Genomic DNA, 17767 nt, shown 5'->3' with positions numbered 1-17767 from the left:
GCGCGATGAATATCGTCGTACTCGTCAAGCAGGTGCCTGATTCGGGCGCGGACCGCAACCTGCGCAATGACGACAACACCGTCGACCGCGGTTCGGCGAACAACGTGATCAACGAGATGGACGAGTACGCCATCGAGGAGGCGCTGAAGATCAAGGAGGCGCACGGCGGCGAGGTCACCATCCTGACCATGGGTCCGGACCGGGCGACCGAGTCGATCCGCAAGGCGCTCTCCATGGGCCCGGACAAGGCCGTGCACGTGCTGGACGACGCCCTGCACGGCTCCTGTGCCGTCGCCACCTCCAAGGTGCTCGCCGCCGCGCTCGGTCAGCTCAGTGCCGACCTGGTCATCTGTGGTGCCGAGTCCACCGACGGTCGGGTCCAGGTCATGCCACACATGATCGCCGAGCGGCTGGGCGTCGCGGCGCTCACCGGCGCCCGCAAGCTCACCGTCGACGGCGCGACGCTGACCGTCGAGCGGCAGACCGAGGAGGGGTACGAGGTCGTCACCGCCTCCACCCCGGCCGTGGTCTCCGTCTGGGACACGATCAACGAGCCGCGCTACCCCTCCTTCAAGGGCATCATGGCCGCGAAGAAGAAGCCGGTGCAGACGCTCGCGCTGGCCGACCTCGGTGTCGCGCCCGCCGAGGTGGGCTTCGACGGTGCCACCAGTGCCGTGGTCGAGCACACCAAGCGCCCGCCGCGTTCCGGCGGAGCCAAGATCACCGATGAGGGCGAGGGCGGCGTCAAGCTGGTCGAGTTCCTCGCCACCGAGAAGTTCGTGTGAGAGCGGGTCTGGACATGTCTGAGGTTCTCGTCGTCGTCGAAGCCACCAAGGAATTCGGCGTCAAGAAGGTCACCCTGGAGATGCTCACCCTCGCCCGCGAGCTGGGCACCCCGAGCGCTGTGGTGCTCGGTGGCACCGGCGCCGCCGAGGCGCTGAGCGGCAAGCTGGGCGAGTACGGCGCGGAGAAGATCTACGCCGCCGAGGGTGACGAGATCGACGGCTACCTGGTGGCCCCCAAGGCCACGGTGCTGGCCGAGCTGGTCCAGCGGGTGCAGCCGGCCGCCGTGCTGCTGGCCTCCGCCCAGGAGGGCAAGGAGATCGCCGCCCGCCTTGCGGTCAAGCTGGACAACGGCATCCTGACCGACGTGGTCGGCCTGGACGCCGACGGCACCGCGACGCAGGTCGCCTTCGCCGGCTCCACCATCGTCAAGGCCAAGGTCACCAAGGGCCTGCCGCTGGTCACCGTGCGACCCAACTCGGTCACCCCCGCCCCGGCGGCGGCCACCCCGACGATCGAGCAGCTCACCGTGTCGGTCACCGACACCGACAAGCTGGCCAAGGTCGTCGAGCGGGTCGCCGAGCAGAAGGGCTCCCGGCCCGAGCTGACCGAGGCCGGCGTGGTCGTCTCCGGCGGTCGCGGTGTCGGCAACGCCGACAACTTCAAGCTGGTCGAGGAGCTGGCCGACCTGCTCGGCGGTGCCGTCGGCGCGTCCCGCGCGGCCGTCGACTCCGGCTTCTACCCGCACCAGTTCCAGGTGGGCCAGACCGGCAAGACGGTCTCCCCGCAGCTCTACGTCGCGCTCGGCATCTCCGGTGCCATCCAGCACCGGGCCGGCATGCAGACCTCGAAGACCATCGTCGCGGTCAACAAGGACGGCGAGGCGCCGATCTTCGAGCTGGCCGACTTCGGCGTGGTGGGCGACCTGTTCAAGATCGTCCCGCAGGCCGCCGAGGAGATCCGCAAGCGCAAGTGACCCGGTTACCACGGAAGTGGCCGCCCGTCGCGACGGGCGGCCACTTCCGTGGTCGGGAGCTGATCGGCGGGCCGGGGAGCTGAACCGGCCCACCGATCAGCCCGTCAGGGTGCCCCTCAACAGGCTGTCGCCGGAGTGGCGGGTGTTGTTGTCGTACTGCTCGGCGGAGACGTCGACCACCGAGTAACTCTTGAGATCGACATTCGGGGGCAGCGGCAGCAGAGCATCCGAACCGCCGCCCAGGGTGCCCACCGAGAACATCTCCATCGTCGTCGGATTGATGAGCCAGACCTCGTAGTACCCCGGGACGCGCGGGAGATTCGCCACATGCAGATGCAGTTGGCCGTCCTGGAGAACACGGGCGTCGCCAGTGGCCGTCGGCGGTGTCGATCCGTACGCCGCCAGCGGCGCGCTCGCCACCACCACCTGCGGCGGAGTGGGCGACGGGTCGTCCGGCCGTAGCACGGAGACCGTGCCCACCACACCGACCGCCGCGGCGGCTGCCGCCGTCACGGCGGTTGCCGCCCAACGGGACCAGCCGGAGCCCCGGCGGGACCGACGCGTCGGATCCAACCTGGTGACCGTCGACTCGGCGTGCGTGTCGTCGGCCCTCGCGGCCGTGGTGCTGTGGGTTTGCGTGGGCACCTGCTGCCGAGCGAGCCCGGTCGGCGACGGCCCGGCTTCCGCCGCCCTGACCTGGGCGATGATGCCCTGCCAGACGTGCTCCGGGGGGTCGGGCAGGTCGGTCAGGCCCTGCGTCTCGGTGCCGAGCCCAGCAACCCGTTCCAGGGTCGCCAGCTCCGCGCGGCAGTGCGCGCAGGTGCCGAGGTGGGTGCTCTCCCCGTTGTCCGCCTCGCTCTCACCGAGCGCCAGAAAGACCAGCCGGTCGTGGTCCAGGTGCTGCACCGTCCACCTCCCATCTGCGTTTCAAGCTCGCCATGCCGCGCCGGATGTGACTCTTCACGGTGCCCAGCGGCACTCCGGTCACCGTGGCTATCTGCTGGTGTGTCAGGTCGTCGTAGAAGGCCAACTCCAGCATGCGTCGTTGGTCGTCCGGCAGAAGGGCCAGCTCGTCGGCGATGACCAGCCGGTCCACCACCCGGTCCGGGTCCGGGTCGGTGGACGTCGGCTCGGGTAGTTGCCGGACCGTCTCCACCACCCGGGTCTCCCGGGCCGAGGCGCGCATCCGGTCGATCACCTTGCGTCGGCCGATGCCGAGCAGCCACCCGACCAGCGATCCCTTGGCCGGGTCGAAGGTGTCGCGACCCAGCCAGGCGGCGACGAACGTCGCCTGGGTGACGTCCTCGGCGTCGCTGCGGTTGGCCAGCATGGAGGTGGCCAGGTGGTGCACGGCGCGACCGTACCTGTCGTACGCCTCGCGGAGGGCCACCTCGTCGCCCGCGCGGAAGCGGAGGCCGAGGTCGTCCACCGGGGGGTCCGGTTCCTGTAGGGGCGCCGTCATCGGGCGGCTCGCCTTCGATGGGGCATGCCCGACTGTAGCTGCCACAGTCTCTGCCCCACTCTCCCGGTCGAAGTCATCTCACCAGCTCTTCGTCCCAGGGGCGTCGTTCGGATGCAGGCGGGACCGAAAAAGAAAAGTGCTCCTCCGGCGCATCCGCCCGTCGAAGAGCCGGCGTAACCCGTTCTGCAAGCCAGGCCTGACGAATCAGCAGTTATCACCAGGAGGCAGACATGCAGCTCTCGTACTTCCGTCGGGTCGCCGCCGCTGGCGCGGTCGCCGCGTTGACGTTCGCCGGTGTCGGCGCGCTCACCGCCACCCCCGCGTACGCCGCCACGTCGAAGGTCTCCGTCGTGCACGGCATCCCGGACACCCCGGTCGACGTCTACGTCAACGGCAAGAAGACGCTGGAGAACTTCAAGCCCGGTGACGTCGCCGGCCCGCTGAACCTGGAGGAGGGCGACTACGACATCGCGCTCACCAAGCCCGGCGAGCCGATCGGCAGCGCGATCCTCAAGGCCGACAACGCGGCGGTGCCCGGCGGGGCCAACATCAGCATCGCGGCGCACCTCGACGCCGCCGGCCAGCCGAAGATCACGCCGTTCGTGAACGACGTGTCGAAGGTCGCCGCCGGCAAGGCCCGGCTCATCGTCCGGCACACCGCCGCCGCCCCCGAGGTCGACGTACGCGCTGGTGGCACCCCGGTCTTCGAGGGCCTCACCAACCCGAACGAGGCCAAGGGCGACGTCGACGCGGGCAGCGTGAAGGCGGACGTGGTGCTGGCCGGCACCGACACCGTGGCCATCGGCCCGGCGGACCTCAACCTCAAGGAGGGCACCGCGACGGTCGTCTACGCGATCGGCTCCGCCGAGGCGAAGAACCTCGGCGTGGTGGCCCAGACCATCACCGGCCTGCACTCCGCTCCCGGCGGCGTGCCGAGCGGTGACGGTGGGCAGGCCGGCACGGGCGTGAACACCTGGTGGTACGTGCTCACCGGTGCCGGCGTACTCCTGCTGCTCGGTGGTGGGGTGCGGATGGCGACCGCGCGGACCGGTCGCAAGTGACGGTGCGCAACCGCGGCGCGCTGGCGGCCCTGGCCGCCGGCGTTGCCGCGCTCACCGTCGCCGCCCTGGTGGCGTGCGGCTCGCAGCCGGCCGGGAACGTGGGCGCGGACGAGGCGACAGCCCTCGCCAGCACCCCACCGGCCGTCGCCAGCGGCCCGACCGTTCCGGTGACCGCCGGTGAGCTGCCCGCCGACGCGAAGATCGTCCCGCCGGTACGGCTCGTGATCCCGGAGATCGGCGTCACCGCCACCGTCAACGCGGTCGGCATCAACGAGAAGACGAACGAGTTCGAGGTGCCGCCGAGCGTCGACCAGATCGGCTGGTACCGCCACGGCCCCGGCCTGGAGGCGGACGCCGGATCGGTGGTCATCGCCGGTCACGTGGACAGCGCCAAGCAGGGCAAGGGTGCGTTCTTCCGGCTGCGGGAGCTGGACCAGGGCGACACGGTGACCGCGACCGGCAGTGACGGTGAGGCCCGGCTGTACCGGGTCGTGGCCCGGGAGGAGTACGACAAGACCAGGATTCCGCTGGACCGGTACTTCGCCCGGGACGGGAAGCCACGGCTGACGCTGATCACGTGCGGTGGGCCGTTCGACGCCAAGGCCCGCAAGTACCGGGACAACATCGTCGTGACCGCGGTACCCGCCTGACGAGGTCACGCCATGTGCCGGGGTGGGGAGTCCCACCCCGGCACATGGCGTGAAGCCACTCCGGCATCCGGCCCCCGACGTGTCGGCCGTACGCTGAACGGTGATGGCTTACCTGGATCACGCGGCGACGACTCCGATGCTCGACGAGGCACTGGAGGCGTACGTCGCTACCGCCCGCGAGGTCGGCAACGCGTCCTCCCTGCACGCGTCGGGCCGCCGTGCCCGCCGCCGGGTCGAAGAGTCGCGTGAACGGGTGGCCGCGGTGCTGGGCGCACGACCCTCCGAGGTGATCTTCACCGGTGGCGGCACCGAAAGCGACAACCTCGCGGTCAAGGGCATCTTCTGGGCTCGCCGAGATGCCGGCGCCGACCGCCGCCGGGTGGTCTCCAGCGCCGTCGAGCACCACGCGGTGCTGGACGCGGTCGACTGGTTGGCGCAGCACGAGGGCGCCGAGGTCGGTCTGCTCCCGGTGGACGCCGTCGGTCGGCTCGACCCGGAGGACCTGCGCGCCGAGTTGTCCGCGCACGCCGACCGGGTGGCAGTCGTCACCGCGATGTGGGCGAACAACGAGGTGGGCACCGTCCAACCGGTCGCCGAGCTGGCCGCCGTCGCCGCCGAACACGGTGTGCCGTTCCACACCGACGCCATCCAGGCGGTCGGTCAGGTGCCCGTCGACTTCGCCGCCAGCGGGGTCGCCGCGCTGACCGTCACCGGGCACAAGCTGGGCGGCCCGGCCGGGGTGGGCGCGCTGCTGCTGGCCCGGGACGTGGCGGCCACGCCGCTGCTGCACGGTGGCGGCCAGGAACGTGACATCCGCTCCGGCACCCTGGACACCGCAGGCATCGTCGCCTTCGCGGTCGCCGTCGAGGCGGCGGTGAAGGGCCAGCAGGAGTACGCGGCCCGGGTGGCCGCACTCCGCGACGACCTGATCGAGCGGGTACGTCGGGCGGTGCCCGAGGTGATCTACAACGGTGACCCCGCCGACCGGCTGCCCGGCAACGCGCACTTCTCCTTCCCGGGCTCCGAAGGCGACGCGCTGCTCCTGCTGCTCGACGCGCAGGGGATCGCCTGCTCGACGGGTTCAGCCTGCTCAGCGGGGGTGGCCCAGCCGTCGCACGTACTCCTGGCGATGGGCGCCGACGACGACCGCGCCCGATCCTCGCTGCGCTTCTCCCTGGGCCACACGAGCACCCAGGCCGACGTCGACGCCGTCGTGGCGGCCCTTCCGGCAGCTGTCGAGCGGGCCCGCCGCGCGGCCGCCCTCCGTACTCCCCGCTGACCCGGTCCCCGGGGCTTGCCCGGGCTGGTGGATAGGGTTGTCCCGGGAACGGGGAAGGGAGTGGGCCGGTGAGGGTTCTGGCGGCGATGTCGGGCGGGGTTGACTCGGCCGTGGCGGCGGCGCGGGCGGTGGCGGCCGGGCACGACGTGACAGGCGTGCACCTGGCGCTGGCCCGCAACCCACAGACCTATCGGACCGGGGCGCGCGGCTGCTGCACCCTGGAGGATTCCCGGGACGCCCGCCGGGCCGCCGACGTGATCGGCATCCCCTTCTACGTGTGGGACATGGCCGACCGCTTCCACGAGGACGTGGTGGACGACTTCGTCGCCGAGTACGCTGCCGGCCGCACGCCGAACCCCTGCTTGCGCTGCAACGAGAAGATCAAGTTCGCGGCGGTGCTGGACCGGGCGGTGGCGCTGGGCTTCGACGCGGTGGTGACCGGGCACCATGCCCGGCTCGGCTCCGACGGGCTGCTGCGGCGCAGTGTCGACGTGGCCAAGGACCAGTCGTACGTGCTGGCCGTGCTCACCCGCGAGCAGCTGGACCGGTCGATCTTCCCGCTGGGCGACTCGACCAAGGCGCAGGTCCGCGCGGAAGCCGCCGAGCGTGGCCTGGCGGTCGCCGACAAGCCCGACTCGCACGACATCTGCTTCATCGCCGACGGTGACACCCGTGGCTTCCTGGCCGGCCGGCTCGGCGAGGCGCCCGGCGACGTGGTGGACGCGAGCACCGGCGCGGTGGTCGGCAGCCACAGCGGCGCGTACGCGTACACGGTGGGGCAGCGTCGCGGGCTGCACCTGGACCGGCCCGCCCCGGACGGCCGGCCGCGCTACGTGCTCTCCATCACCCCGAAGACCAACACGGTGACCGTCGGCCCGGCCGAGGCGTTGGAGGTGTCCGAGGTCCGTGCCGTTCGTCCGGTCTGGACCGGCGGCGCGCTTCCGGACTCCCCGGTGGAGTGCGAGGTGCAGTTGCGCGCGCACGGCAGCGTGGTGCCCGCCACGGTCGCCCTCGACGGTGACCTGCTGCACGCCGAGCTGCGCCAGCCGGTACGCGGCGTCGCCGCCGGTCAGGCGCTGGTCGCGTACCGGCCGGACCCGGCCGGTGACGTGGTCCTCGGCTCGGCGACCATCACCGGCTGACCGCACGGCCCAGGTGCCCGCGGGATAGCCTTCGCCCGTGACAGATCAGGCGTGGCCCTGGCCGGCGGGTTCGGCAACCGGAATCGGTTCGCTGCCCGGCACCGACATCGGCGAGGCCCAGCGGGTGGTCCTCGGTGAGCTTCCGGACCTGCCCCACCTGCCCGAACTGCCGGCCCGTGGCCCTGGCGCGGACCTGATCGGCCGTTCCGCCGGCTTGCTGGTCGACCTGCCCGTCGAGGTGTACGCCGGCCGGTGGCGGGTCGCCCCGCGCCCGGGCCGCGACCTGCGCCGGGCCCTCGACCTCATGGAACGCGACCTGGACCAGCTCGCCGAGCAGGCCGAGGAGTACGCCGGGCCGATCAAGGTGCAGGCCGCTGGTCCGCTCACGCTTGCCGCCTCCCTGGAGCTGCCGATCGGCGGCCGCCTGTTGCGCGACGCTGGCGCGGTCCGCGATCTGACCGGTTCCCTCGCCGAAGGGCTGCGCGAGCACGTCGCGGCGGTGGCCCGGCGGCTGCCCCGGGCGTCGGTGGTGCTCCAGGTGGACGAACCGTCGCTGCCGGTCGTGCTGGCCGGGCGGGTGCCGACCGAGAGCGGGTTCGGCGCGTACCGGGCGGTCGACTCGGTGGACGCCGCCGCGCTGCTGCGCACTGTCGTCGAGGCGGTCGGCGTGCCGACGCTCGTGCACTGCTGCGCCCCGGACGTACCGCTGGAGCTGATCCGCTCCACCGGTGCCGTCGCTGTCGCCCTCGACCTGGACCTCGTCACCGACCTGGACCCGCTGGGCGAGGCGATCGACGCCGGCCTCGGGTTGCTGGCCGGGGCCGCGCCGACCCGGCCGCCGTCGGCCGGTCGCGCTCCGACCTCCGCGCAGATCGCCGACCGGGTACGCCAGCTCTGGGACCGCCTCGGCTTCCCCCGCCGACAGCTGGCCCAGCAGGTGGTGGTCACTCCGGCCTGCGGTCTCGCCGGTGCCACCCCGGAGTACGCGCGGGCGGTGCTCGCGGCCTGCCGGGACGCCGGCCGGAGGCTCGCCGAGGTCTGAGGTTTCCTGTCGTACCCGCTGGGCAGGATGACGGTCATGATTGGACAGCTGCGTTCAGTGGTGATCGACTGCCCGGATCCGCGGGCGCTGGCGGCGTTCTACGCCGAGCTGCTCGGCATCCCCTTCGCCGAGGGTGACTCCGACGACGACTGGGTGGTGCTGGGCGGTCCGCCCGGGCACCAGCCTCGTCTCGCCTTCCAGCAGGCGCTCAACCTGCGGTCACCGGCCTGGCCGGACCCGGAGCGCCCTCAGCAGTTCCACCTGGATGTGACGGTGGACGACATCGAGAGCGCGGAGAAGGCGGCGCTCGCGCTCGGTGCCCGTCGACTGCCGGGCGAGGGCGAGGGTTTCCGGGTGTACGCCGATCCGGCCGGCCACCCGTTCTGTCTCTGCTGGGACTGACCTCGCCGTGGGTTGCGGCGGCGGGGCATGATGGCCGCCGTGATCCACACCCCCGCGCTGCGCGCCTCCGGTTCGCTCTTCGGCCTCGCCTACGGTGACGCGCTGGGCAAGCCGACCGAGTTCCTGACCGTAGCCGAGATCGAGCACCGCTACGGTCCGGCAGGTCCCCGCGAGCTGTCCGGCGAGCCGGCGCTGGTCACCGACGACACCCAGATGGCGCTCGCCGTTGGCTGGGCGCTGCACGAAGCGCCGTCGTTGACGCCGGAGGCGGTGGAGCCTCTGCTGCGGCGACGCTTCGTGGCCTGGTCGGTCAGCCCGGACAACAACCGCGCTCCGGGCATGACCTGCCTGCGCGCCTGCGCCGAGCTGAGCCGTGAGGTGCGCTGGCAGGAAGCGACAGTGGCCGGGTCGAAGGGCTGCGGGGCCAACATGCGGGTCACCCCGGTCGGCCTGCTCGACGTCGACCTGGACACGCTGGCCGGGCTCGCCCAGTTGCAGGCCGGGCTGACCCACGGTCACCCGACGGGGCTGGCCGCCAGCGAGCTGACCGCGTACGCGGTCTTCGCGCTACGCGCGGGCGCCACACTGCCCGAGGTGCCCGCGCTGCTCATCGAGCGGGCGTGGTCCCAGCGCCTGGTCTACCGGGAGCAGTGGCTGGGTGACCTGTGGCAGCGCCCCGGTTCGCGTTCTCCGGAGGAGTTCATCGCCCGGGGCTGGGACGAGTGCCTGGCGGTGCTGGGTCGACTGGTGGACGCGCTGGGGCAGCCGGACGACGGCGGTGACCCGTGCCGGGCCACCGGAGAGGGCTGGGTCGCCGAGGAGGCGCTGGCCACCGCGCTGCTCTGCGCCGTACGGCACGCCGACGACCCGGTCACCGCCCTGGCCCGGGGCGCGACCACCGCCGGCGACTCCGACTCGATCGCCGCCCTGGCTGGCGCGTTCGTGGGCGCGGCGGTCGGGATGGCCGCCTGGCCGACCGGGTGGGCGGACCGCATCGAGTACGCCGACCAACTCGCCACCCTCGGCGCGACCTGGGACTGACCTTCCGCGTGCCGGGGTCGGCCCGGCTGGGCCGCGTGCCAGGTCCGCCTGCCCGGTCGGTGCCTGTGATCGACTCGGGTTCCTGGAAGTCGGGGCATCGCGGGGCATGTGATGGCACGTTTTTCAGGAACCCGAGTGGATCAGGCCCCAGGGTCAGGGCTGGCGCGACGGGGTGGTCAGGCGGTGGGCAGGTGCCGCAGGCTGCGGACCTTCTTCCACAGGTCGGCGTCGCAGCGGCCGGCGTGGTCGGCGAAGGCGGCCGAGCTGAGGCGGATGGGCTCGGTCAGGCTGAGGTAGCTGTCGTGCTCCGCGCCAGGGTCCCAGTCCCGGGTGGGGATCCGCACGTGGTCGTCCCGGTCGCTCTTGTCCTGGCTGGTGATCTTCAGGACGTCGGCGCCCCGGGAGTCGGCACGAAGCACCAGGCATGGGCGCACCTTCGATCCGGTGCCATCGGCGTACGGCACGTCGGCCCACCAGATCTCGCCGGGTGCCGGGGCGTCGCGCCGGTCGGAGTCGCGCGGGCGGGGCTTGGCCGGCCGGTCGGTGCTGCGTGGTCGGGGCGGAGCCGGACGCCGACCGCCGGGGCGGTCCGGGGCGCGCCGGTCCGGGCGGCTGCCCGGAGGGCGGGTCGACACACGGTGCCGCCAACTGTTCCACGCCCAACCGGCGGCAACCGCCAGCAGGATCGCCACCGCCCAGAGCAGCGCCTCGGGCATCCGTACCTCCGCCTCTCGGCGACCCCGAGGGTCGCACCGTCCGGCGATCGTCGCACGCCGCCGCCCAGGCCGCCCGCCGACAACGCCGGAGCGTCCCCACCACCCGGGGCGCCCTGGCTCGGTGATCGACTCCAGGTCGGCGAGGTGGGGGTGTCGGGGCGGTGGAAAGGCACCAGGTCGCCGATGTGGAGTCGATCACCGAAAGCGGGTGAGGGCGGCGTCGCTTCCGGCGCGGGCGGACGCCGGATTGTCCCACCGGCCCGATACCGTGCCGGAGTAGCGTGATCAGGGAGGTCGCAGGCGTGTCCGAAGGTGGCGGTGTGTCCGAGGAACAGATCGGTCAGCAGGTCAGCCCGGCTCAGGAGGCGGCGGCCGGGGCAGAGCCCACGCCGCAGGCCCGGGAGCGGCACGCCACGCTCAGCCAGGAGCTGACCGAGCACCAATACCGCTACTACGTGTTGGACTCGCCGACCATCACCGACTCCGAGTTCGACAGGCAGTTGCGCGAGCTGGAGGCACTGGAGGCGGAGTTCCCGGCGCTGCGGACGCCCGACTCGCCGACCCAACGGGTGGGTGGCACGTTCTCCACCGACTTCACCCCGGTCACCCACGCCGAGCGGATGCTGTCGCTCGACAACGCGTTCGCCGACGAGGAGTTGGCGGCGTGGGCCGAGCGGGTCGAGCGGGACGCCGGTGGCGCGGTGCCCTACCTGTGCGAGTTGAAGGTCGACGGGCTGGCGATCAACCTGACCTACGAGAAGGGCCGGCTGGTCCGTGCGGCCACCCGGGGTGACGGCCGCACCGGCGAGGACGTCACCGCCAACGTGCGCAGCATCCGCGACGTGCCCGGCCAACTCACCGCGTCGGCCGACTTCCCGGACGTGCCCGAGCTGGTGGAGGTCCGGGGCGAGATCTACTTCCCGGTCGCCGCGTTCGCCGACCTCAACGCGGGCCTGGTGGAGCAGGGCAAGGCGCCGTTCGCCAACCCCCGCAACGCCGCCGCGGGCAGCCTTCGGCAGAAGGACCCACGGATCACCGCCTCCCGACCGCTGCGCCTGGTGGTGCACGGCATCGGCGCCCGCCGGGGGTTCCAGCCCACCGCCCAGTCCGAGTCGTACGCGGCCCTGAAGGCGTGGGGGCTGCCGACCAGTGACCGGTGGCGGGTCGTCAGGGATCTGGCCGGCGTGGCCGAATACATCGCCTACTACGCCGAGCACCGCCACGACGTCGAGCACGAGATCGACGGGGTCGTGGTCAAGGTCGACCCGGTGTCCATCCAGGGCCGGCTGGGCTCGACCAGCCGCGCGCCGCGATGGGCGATCGCCTTCAAGTACCCGCCGGAGGAGGTCACCACCAAGCTGCTCGACATCGACGTCAACGTGGGGCGCACCGGTCGGGTCACCCCGTTCGCCGTGCTCGAACCGGTGCGGGTCGCCGGCTCGACCGTCGCGCTGGCCACCCTGCACAACGCCCGTGAGGTCGAACGCAAGGGCGTGTTCATCGGCGACACGGTGGTCCTGCGCAAGGCCGGCGACGTGATCCCCGAGGTGCTCGGCCCGGTCGTCGACCTGCGACCCGCCGACGCCCGGCCGTTCGTCATGCCGACCACCTGCCCGGCGTGCGGCACCCCGCTCGCGCCGGCCAAGGAGGGCGACATCGACATCCGCTGCCCCAACACCCGCAGCTGTCCGGCCCAGCTGCGGGAGCGGGTGTTCCACCTCGCCGGTCGCGGCGCGTTCGACATCGAGGTTCTCGGCTACAAGGGTGCGGCAGCCCTATTGGACGCGGACGTCATCGCCGATGAGGGCGACCTCTTCCAGCTCGACGCCGAGCAGTTGTCCCGGTCCCCGTTCTTCGTCAACAAGGACGGCACGCTGGGCAGCAACGCGGTCAAGTTGTTGGACAATCTGGCGGTCGCCCGTGAGCGTGACCTGTGGCGGGTGTTGGTGGCGCTCTCCATCCGCCATGTCGGCCCCACCGCCGCGCAGGCGCTCGCCCGGCACTTCCGCTCGATGGAGGCCATCGATGCGGCCAGCGAGGAGGAGCTGTCCTCCGTTGACGGGGTCGGTCCGACCATCGCGGCCAGCATCCGCGAGTGGTTCGCTGTGGACTGGCACCGGGAGGTCGTCCGCAAGTGGGCCGAGGCGGGCGTACGGATGGCGGAGGAGGCGGTCGACGAGGGTCCGCGCCCGTTGGAGGGGTTGACAGTGGTGGTGACCGGCACACTGGCCGGCTTCTCCCGGGACCAGGCCGCCGAGGCCGTGCAGAGCCGGGGCGGCAAGCTCAGCGGGTCGGTCTCCAAGAAGACGAGCTTCGTGGTCGTGGGGGACAACCCCGGGTCCAAGGCCGACAAGGCGGCGAGCCTCAAGGTGCCGGTGCTGGACGAGGACGGGTTCCGGCTGCTGCTGGACGCGGGTCCGGACGCCGCGCGGGAGGTCGCCCAGTTCGGCGAGTGATTCCGGCGGCACGGTTGCGGAGACGACTGGCGGCGTATACCAACTTAATTACGACTACGACCGATTCGTGACTGTCATACCGGGAAACCGGGGGCTGAGGGCGTTTCATTGGGTCACGGCGTACCGCAGCGGCACGCCGACGGTCGTCGGGAGGTGTGGTGGAGGCCGCCGATCCACGCAACTCGCTCCCCCCGGGGCGGGCGACGCCGTTCGCCACCTTCGTCGTCGGCATCCTGGTGGTCGCCGCGCTGACCGCCGCCGTGCCGCTGGCGAAGCTTCCCGGCGAGGTCTCCGGGCTGCCGGTGGCGTTCTGGACGATGGCCGTGCTCGCTGTGGTGTGCGACGCCCGGCCGTTCGTCCCGCCGGGGCGTCGGCAGACCTCAGCGGTGTTCCCGTCCACCTGCTTCACCTTCGCGATCCTGCTCGGCTGGGGCCTCGGCCCCGCCGTGGTGGTACAGGCGGTCGGGGTGATCGTCTCCGGTTGGCGGATGCGACACGCGGCCTGGCGGACCGCGTTCAACGTCGGCCAGTACGCGTGCGCCCTCGCCGCCGCGTACGGGGTGATCCAGCTCGGCCCGGGCACCATCTTCTCCGGCGGTCGTCTGCACTGGACCGACGTGGCCGCTGTCGGCGGTGCCACGCTGGCGTGGTTCGTCGTCAACTACGGGCTGGTCAGCTGGGCGGTGCGGTTGCGTTTCGGCGACCGGTGGTGGCCGACCCTCCGTCAGGGCCTGGGCTTCGAGTTGCTTTCCACCGGTTCGCTGTTGCTGCTCGCCCCGGTGCTGGTCGCCGCAGCCCGGGTCAGCGCGGCGTTGATCCCGCTGGTGCTGGTGCCGCTGTTCGCGGTCTACCGGATGGCCCGGCTGACGGTCGAGCAGCAGCACCTCGCCGCCGCCGACCCGCTGACCGGGCTTCCCAACCGCAAGGCGCTGCTGGCCGAGGTGGCCGAGCAGGTGCACCTGCACGCCGAGCGGACCGCCCGTGGCGAGCCCGACGGTCAACTGGCCCTGCTCCTGATCGACCTGGACCGTTTCAAGAACGTCAACGACGCCCTCGGTCACGCGGTGGGCGACCGGCTCCTGGTCGAGGTCAGCGCCCGGCTCGCCGACGTGCAGCCCCGGCCACAGATGATCGCCCGTCTCGGCGGCGACGAGTTCGCCATCGTGATGACCGGCCTGACCGACGTCGGTCAGGCACGGGAGTTGGCCGACCGGGTGGTCCAGGCGCTGGCCGAGCCGGTGCCACTCGACGGGCTGCCGTTGGACGTCGGCGGTTCGATCGGGATCGCGCTCTTCCCCGAACACGGCGAGGACTTCGCCACGTTGATGCGCCACGCCGACGTGGCGATGTACGACGCCAAGCACCGCAACGACACTGTCGCCGTCTATGCCCCCGAGTCTGACCACAACTCCGCCGAGCGACTCGGCCTCCTCGCTGACCTGCGCCGGGTGCTGGAATCCAGCCCGTCGACGGACGAGCCGCTCGCCGCCGAGCGGGAGGGGCAGGCCACCGAGCCGTTCGACGCCGAGCAGGAGATGCACGGTTACGGCGAGGCTGCGGTCGAGCAGGCCGACGGGAACGGCCGGGACTTCGTGCCGAGCGGCGTCGAGCGGGTCGACGTACCCCTGGGCGCGAAGGCCGAGGTGCGCGGCGGTGACGGGGCGGCGCTGCCCCTCGGGTCCCCGGCCGAGCCCACACCACACGCGGAGCCGGCATCGGCGGTCGCCACCGCGCCACCGGCCGGTCCCCGCTGGTGGGGGCGCCGTCGCCGCAACGACGCCGAGCTGGTGCACGCCGACGAGCTGATCAACCGGATCGCCACCGGGGCCGACCCGATCCGGGGCCGAAGCTCCCGTGCCTTGGTCGCCGGCACCCGCTCGGGTTCGACCCGGGAGCGACGGGCAGGAGCGGGCAACGGCCGCCGGGTGCCGAACGCAGGCGTGCTCCCCGCCAGGGGCAACGGTGGTCCCTGGCCACGGCGTGACACCGGACCGGGCACGACGGGGCAGGCGCCCGGATCGACCGGGTGGGCGCACGTGGACGGGAACGCGCCCGACGACGCCGGGGAAATCACGATGTACTACCAGCCGCAGATCGCCATCGCTACCGGTGAGGTGGTCGGGGTCGAGGCGCTGCTGCGGTGGCGGCACCCCCGCCGGGGCATGGTCGACCCGGAGGAGCTGATCCGGGTCGCCGAGCAGAGCGCGGTGATGCGGCTCCTCACCCGCCGGGTCGTCGACGACGTCGTGGAGCAACTCGCCAAGTGGTCGGCGGCCGGCATCGGCCTGCGCGCGGCGCTGAACGTGAGCGTGCGGGACCTGCACACCGGCGAGATCGCCGACCAGATCGCCGACCGGCTGTCCCGCTACCAGGTGCCGGCCGAGCGGTTGCAGGTGGAGATCACCGAAGGTGCCCTGATGGCCGACCCGCGCCGGGTGCTGGCCACCATCTCCCACCTGCACCGGATCGGCGTGGCCATCGCGCTGGACGACTTCGGCACCGGCTACTCCTCCCTGCAACACCTGCGCCGGTTGCCGCTGTCCGAGGTGAAGGTGGACAGGTCGTTCGTGCTCGGCATGGCCGACGACGCCGATGACGCCGCGATCGTCCGGTCGATGATCGAGCTGGCCGGCGCGTTGGGGCTGCGGGTGGTCGCCGAGGGCGTCGAGGACGAGCGGACCTGGCGGATGTTGCACGCCGCCGGCTGCGACGCCGCGCAGGGCTGGTTCTACGCCCGGCCCATGCCCGCCGAGGAACTAGTCACCTGGCTGGCCCGGTACCGGCCGGTGCGCCCGAGCGGCCCCCCGCAGTCGGACACCGGTCGCCGGCCCACCCGCTGACCCGGCTGTCGGGAGGGGGAGTCGGGGACGCGGCACCGGAGCGGAACAATAGACTCGCTCCGGTCACCGCGCGTCACGCTCCACCCGCCGCGCGGCAGGCACACCGCCGACCAGCAGGACATCAGAAGGGGGCACGGATGGCCGCCATCTCCCGCGAGGAGGTCGCGCACCTGGCGCGCCTGTCGCGGCTCGCCGTCACCGAGGAGGAGCTGGACACGTTCGCCGGCCAGCTCGACGTGATCCTCCAGGCAGTCGCCCAGGTCGGCGAGGTCGCCGCCGCGGACATCCCGCCGACCTCGCACTCGGTGCCGCTGACCAACGTCTTCCGCGAGGACGTCGTCACGCCGTGCCTGACCCCGGAGGAGGCGCTCTCGGGCGCACCCGACGCCGAGGACCAGCGGTTCCGCGTACCGCGGATCCTGAGCGAGGACGTGGCCTCATGAGTGATTTGATCAAGATGACCGCGACGGAGATCGCGTCCCTGGTCGCCGGGGGCGAGACCTCCGCCGTCGAGGTGACCCAGGCCCACCTGGACCGGATCGCCGCCGTCGACGACCGGGTGCACGCCTTCCTGCACGTCGACACCGACGGCGCGCTCGCTGCGGCCCGCGCTGTGGACGAGCGGCGGGCAGCCGGCGAGGAGTTGGGCCCGCTGGCGGGTGTGCCGGTCGCGGTGAAGGACGTGCTCGCCACCCGGGGCGTCCCGACCACAGTGGGGTCGAAGATCCTGGAGGGTTGGCGCCCGCCGTACGACGCGACGATCGTGCAGCGTCTGCGCGACGCCGGCACCGTGATGCTCGGCAAGACCAACATGGACGAGTTCGCCATGGGGTCCTCCACCGAATACTCGGCGTACGGCCCGACGCACAACCCGTGGGACCTGACCCGGATCCCGGGCGGCTCGGGTGGTGGCAGCGCTGCCGCGCTGGCCGCGTACGAGGCGCCGCTGGCCATCGGCTCGGACACCGGCGGCTCGATCCGCCAGCCCGGCGCGGTGACCGGCACCGTGGGCGCGAAGCCCACCTACGGCGGCACCTCCCGCTACGGGCTGGTCGCCTTCTCCTCGTCGCTGGACACTCCCGGCCCGTGCGCCCGCAACGTGCTCGACGCCGCCCTGCTGCACCAGGTGATCGGCGGGCACGACCCCCGGGACTCCACCTCGATCCCGCAGCCGGTTCCGGATGTGGTGGCGGCGGCGAAGCTCGGCGCGACCGGTGACCTGACCGGCGTTCGGCTCGGCATCGTCAGCGAGTTCGTCGGCGAGGGCGCCGAGCCGGGTGTGATGACCGCGTTCCGTGAGTCGGTGGACGCGCTCGCGAAGATGGGCGCGGAGATCGTCGAGGTGTCCTGCCCGACGTTCGCGTACGCGCTGCCGGCGTACTACCTGATCGCCCCGAGCGAGTGCTCCTCCAACCTGGCCCGGTTCGACGGTGTCCGGTTCGGCCTGCGGGTCGGCGACGACGGCAACCGGTCGCTGGAGGAGGTCATGTCGCTGACCCGGGAGGCCGGCTTCGGCCCGGAGGTCAAGCGCCGCATCATGATCGGCACGTACGCGCTGTCGTCGGGTTACTACGACGCGTACTACGGGCAGGCACAGAAGGTCCGGACGCTCATCACGCGGGACTTCACCGCCGCGTTCGAGCAGGTCGACGCGTTGATCTCGCCGACCACCCCGTCGGTGGCGTTCCCGATGGGCGCGCGGACCGCCGACCCGTACCAGATGTACCTGGCCGACCTGTACACGATCCCGACCAACCTGTACGGCGGGCCGGGCATCTCGGTGCCCTGCGGGCTCTCCGAGGGGTTGCCCGTCGGTCTGCAGGTGATGGCCCCGACCATGGCCGACGACCGGATGTACCGGGTGGCCGCCGCGCTGGAGTCCGCCATCGGCACGTTCACCCCACCGACGTTGTGAGG

16 protein-coding genes are annotated in these 17767 nt (G+C 72.3%); 13 read left to right on the top strand and 3 right to left on the bottom strand.

The window, feature by feature from the left end; translation table 11 throughout:
- The first annotated feature begins 5 nt into the window (after nt 1–5).
- Together FHU34_RS27975 and FHU34_RS27970 are read left to right on the top strand one after the other, a co-directional pair.
- Nucleotides 6–785: an electron transfer flavoprotein subunit beta/FixA family protein gene (locus tag FHU34_RS27975; RefSeq protein ID WP_145785180.1), complete on the top strand. Its 780-nt coding sequence runs from the start codon at nt 6–8 to the stop codon at nt 783–785.
- 14 nt (nt 786–799) lie between these two features.
- Nucleotides 800–1759 (top strand): electron transfer flavoprotein subunit alpha/FixB family protein, encoded by a 960-nt coding sequence (locus tag FHU34_RS27970; RefSeq protein WP_145785179.1) that lies wholly within the window; start codon nt 800–802, stop codon nt 1757–1759.
- A 96-nt stretch (nt 1760–1855) separates the two neighbouring features.
- Here FHU34_RS27970 and FHU34_RS27965 read toward each other — a convergent pair whose 3' ends face one another.
- On the bottom strand, nt 1856–2665 hold the full coding sequence (locus FHU34_RS27965) for an anti-sigma factor (RefSeq protein WP_145785178.1): 810 nt from the start codon (nt 2663–2665) through the stop codon (nt 1856–1858).
- The gene (locus tag FHU34_RS27960) at nt 2619–3221 is read right to left on the bottom strand and encodes an RNA polymerase sigma factor (RefSeq protein ID WP_145785177.1); all 603 of its coding nucleotides are present in this window, start codon (nt 3219–3221) and stop codon (nt 2619–2621) included. The genes FHU34_RS27965 and FHU34_RS27960 overlap by 47 nt, the downstream gene beginning before the upstream one ends.
- Nucleotides 3222–3451: 230 nt before the next feature.
- Between FHU34_RS27960 and FHU34_RS27955 the strand changes: the two genes are divergently transcribed.
- The 7 genes from FHU34_RS27955 to FHU34_RS27925 all read left to right on the top strand — a co-directional run bounded on the left by FHU34_RS27955 (nt 3452) and on the right by FHU34_RS27925 (nt 9838).
- Entirely contained in the window at nt 3452–4282 is an 831-nt protein-coding gene (locus FHU34_RS27955; RefSeq protein WP_145785176.1) for a DUF4397 domain-containing protein, read from the top strand.
- Nucleotides 4279–4932, top strand: coding sequence for a class F sortase (locus tag FHU34_RS27950; RefSeq protein ID WP_145785175.1), 654 nt, complete (start codon nt 4279–4281; stop codon nt 4930–4932). The genes FHU34_RS27955 and FHU34_RS27950 overlap by 4 nt, the downstream gene beginning before the upstream one ends.
- 103 nt (nt 4933–5035) lie before the next feature.
- On the top strand, nt 5036–6211 hold the full coding sequence (locus FHU34_RS27945) for a cysteine desulfurase family protein (protein WP_145785174.1): 1176 nt from the start codon (nt 5036–5038) through the stop codon (nt 6209–6211).
- A gap of 68 nt (nt 6212–6279) precedes the next feature.
- Entirely contained in the window at nt 6280–7353 is a 1074-nt protein-coding gene (mnmA, locus tag FHU34_RS27940) for a tRNA 2-thiouridine(34) synthase MnmA (RefSeq protein WP_208745091.1), read from the top strand.
- A gap of 37 nt (nt 7354–7390) precedes the next feature.
- Nucleotides 7391–8395 (top strand): uroporphyrinogen decarboxylase/cobalamine-independent methonine synthase family protein, encoded by a 1005-nt coding sequence (locus tag FHU34_RS27935; RefSeq protein ID WP_145785173.1) that lies wholly within the window; start codon nt 7391–7393, stop codon nt 8393–8395.
- 36 nt (nt 8396–8431) lie between these two features.
- Nucleotides 8432–8797 carry a VOC family protein gene (locus FHU34_RS27930; RefSeq protein WP_208745090.1) on the top strand — a complete coding sequence of 122 codons (366 nt, stop codon included), beginning with the start codon at nt 8432–8434 and terminating at the stop codon, nt 8795–8797.
- Between the two features lie 30 nt (nt 8798–8827).
- The gene (locus FHU34_RS27925) at nt 8828–9838 is read left to right on the top strand and encodes an ADP-ribosylglycohydrolase family protein (protein WP_425280555.1); all 1011 of its coding nucleotides are present in this window, start codon (nt 8828–8830) and stop codon (nt 9836–9838) included.
- A 176-nt stretch (nt 9839–10014) separates the two neighbouring features.
- Here the strand turns inward: FHU34_RS27925 and FHU34_RS27920 are convergent, their stop codons facing one another.
- Entirely contained in the window at nt 10015–10554 is a 540-nt protein-coding gene (locus FHU34_RS27920; RefSeq protein WP_145785170.1) for a type II toxin-antitoxin system PemK/MazF family toxin, read from the bottom strand.
- A 320-nt stretch (nt 10555–10874) separates the two neighbouring features.
- Here FHU34_RS27920 and ligA point away from each other — a divergent pair, with 320 nt between their 5' ends.
- From ligA to gatA, 4 genes are all read left to right on the top strand, one after another.
- Nucleotides 10875–13010: an NAD-dependent DNA ligase LigA gene (gene ligA / locus FHU34_RS27915; RefSeq protein ID WP_145785169.1), complete on the top strand. Its 2136-nt coding sequence runs from the start codon at nt 10875–10877 to the stop codon at nt 13008–13010.
- A 158-nt stretch (nt 13011–13168) separates the two neighbouring features.
- Entirely contained in the window at nt 13169–15850 is a 2682-nt protein-coding gene (locus tag FHU34_RS27910; protein ID WP_145785168.1) for a putative bifunctional diguanylate cyclase/phosphodiesterase, read from the top strand.
- Nucleotides 15851–15987: 137 nt separating this feature from the next.
- Nucleotides 15988–16293 carry an Asp-tRNA(Asn)/Glu-tRNA(Gln) amidotransferase subunit GatC gene (gene gatC / locus FHU34_RS27905; protein WP_145785167.1) on the top strand — a complete coding sequence of 102 codons (306 nt, stop codon included), beginning with the start codon at nt 15988–15990 and terminating at the stop codon, nt 16291–16293.
- A complete protein-coding gene (gene gatA / locus FHU34_RS27900; RefSeq protein WP_145785166.1) occupies nt 16290–17765 on the top strand; it encodes an Asp-tRNA(Asn)/Glu-tRNA(Gln) amidotransferase subunit GatA in 1476 nt (491 codons plus the stop codon). Before gatC ends, gatA begins: the two co-directional genes overlap by 4 nt.
- Nucleotides 17766–17767 lie beyond the last annotated feature (2 nt).

Origin of the sequence: Micromonospora taraxaci (assembly GCF_007830095.1) — a bacterium.
Lineage (GTDB): Bacteria > Actinomycetota > Actinomycetes > Mycobacteriales > Micromonosporaceae > Micromonospora > Micromonospora taraxaci.
This window is presented reverse-complemented; position numbering and strand designations above follow the sequence as displayed.

What these genes read in the sequence shown, in the direction of transcription:
- FHU34_RS27960 (WP_145785177.1), bottom strand. Translation starts at nt 3,221, where the DNA reads ATGACGGCGCCCCTACAGGAACCGGACCCCCCGGTGGACGACCTCGGC.
- FHU34_RS27925 (WP_425280555.1), top strand. Translation starts at nt 8,828, where the DNA reads ATGGCCGCCGTGATCCACACCCCCGCGCTGCGCGCCTCCGGTTCGCTC.
- FHU34_RS27955 (WP_145785176.1), top strand. Translation starts at nt 3,452, where the DNA reads ATGCAGCTCTCGTACTTCCGTCGGGTCGCCGCCGCTGGCGCGGTCGCC.
- gatA (WP_145785166.1), top strand. Translation starts at nt 16,290, where the DNA reads ATGAGTGATTTGATCAAGATGACCGCGACGGAGATCGCGTCCCTGGTC.
- FHU34_RS27975 (WP_145785180.1), top strand. Translation starts at nt 6, where the DNA reads ATGAATATCGTCGTACTCGTCAAGCAGGTGCCTGATTCGGGCGCGGAC.
- FHU34_RS27945 (WP_145785174.1), top strand. Translation starts at nt 5,036, where the DNA reads ATGGCTTACCTGGATCACGCGGCGACGACTCCGATGCTCGACGAGGCA.
- FHU34_RS27920 (WP_145785170.1), bottom strand. Translation starts at nt 10,554, where the DNA reads ATGCCCGAGGCGCTGCTCTGGGCGGTGGCGATCCTGCTGGCGGTTGCC.
- gatC (WP_145785167.1), top strand. Translation starts at nt 15,988, where the DNA reads ATGGCCGCCATCTCCCGCGAGGAGGTCGCGCACCTGGCGCGCCTGTCG.
- FHU34_RS27930 (WP_208745090.1), top strand. Translation starts at nt 8,432, where the DNA reads ATGATTGGACAGCTGCGTTCAGTGGTGATCGACTGCCCGGATCCGCGG.
- FHU34_RS27970 (WP_145785179.1), top strand. Translation starts at nt 800, where the DNA reads ATGTCTGAGGTTCTCGTCGTCGTCGAAGCCACCAAGGAATTCGGCGTC.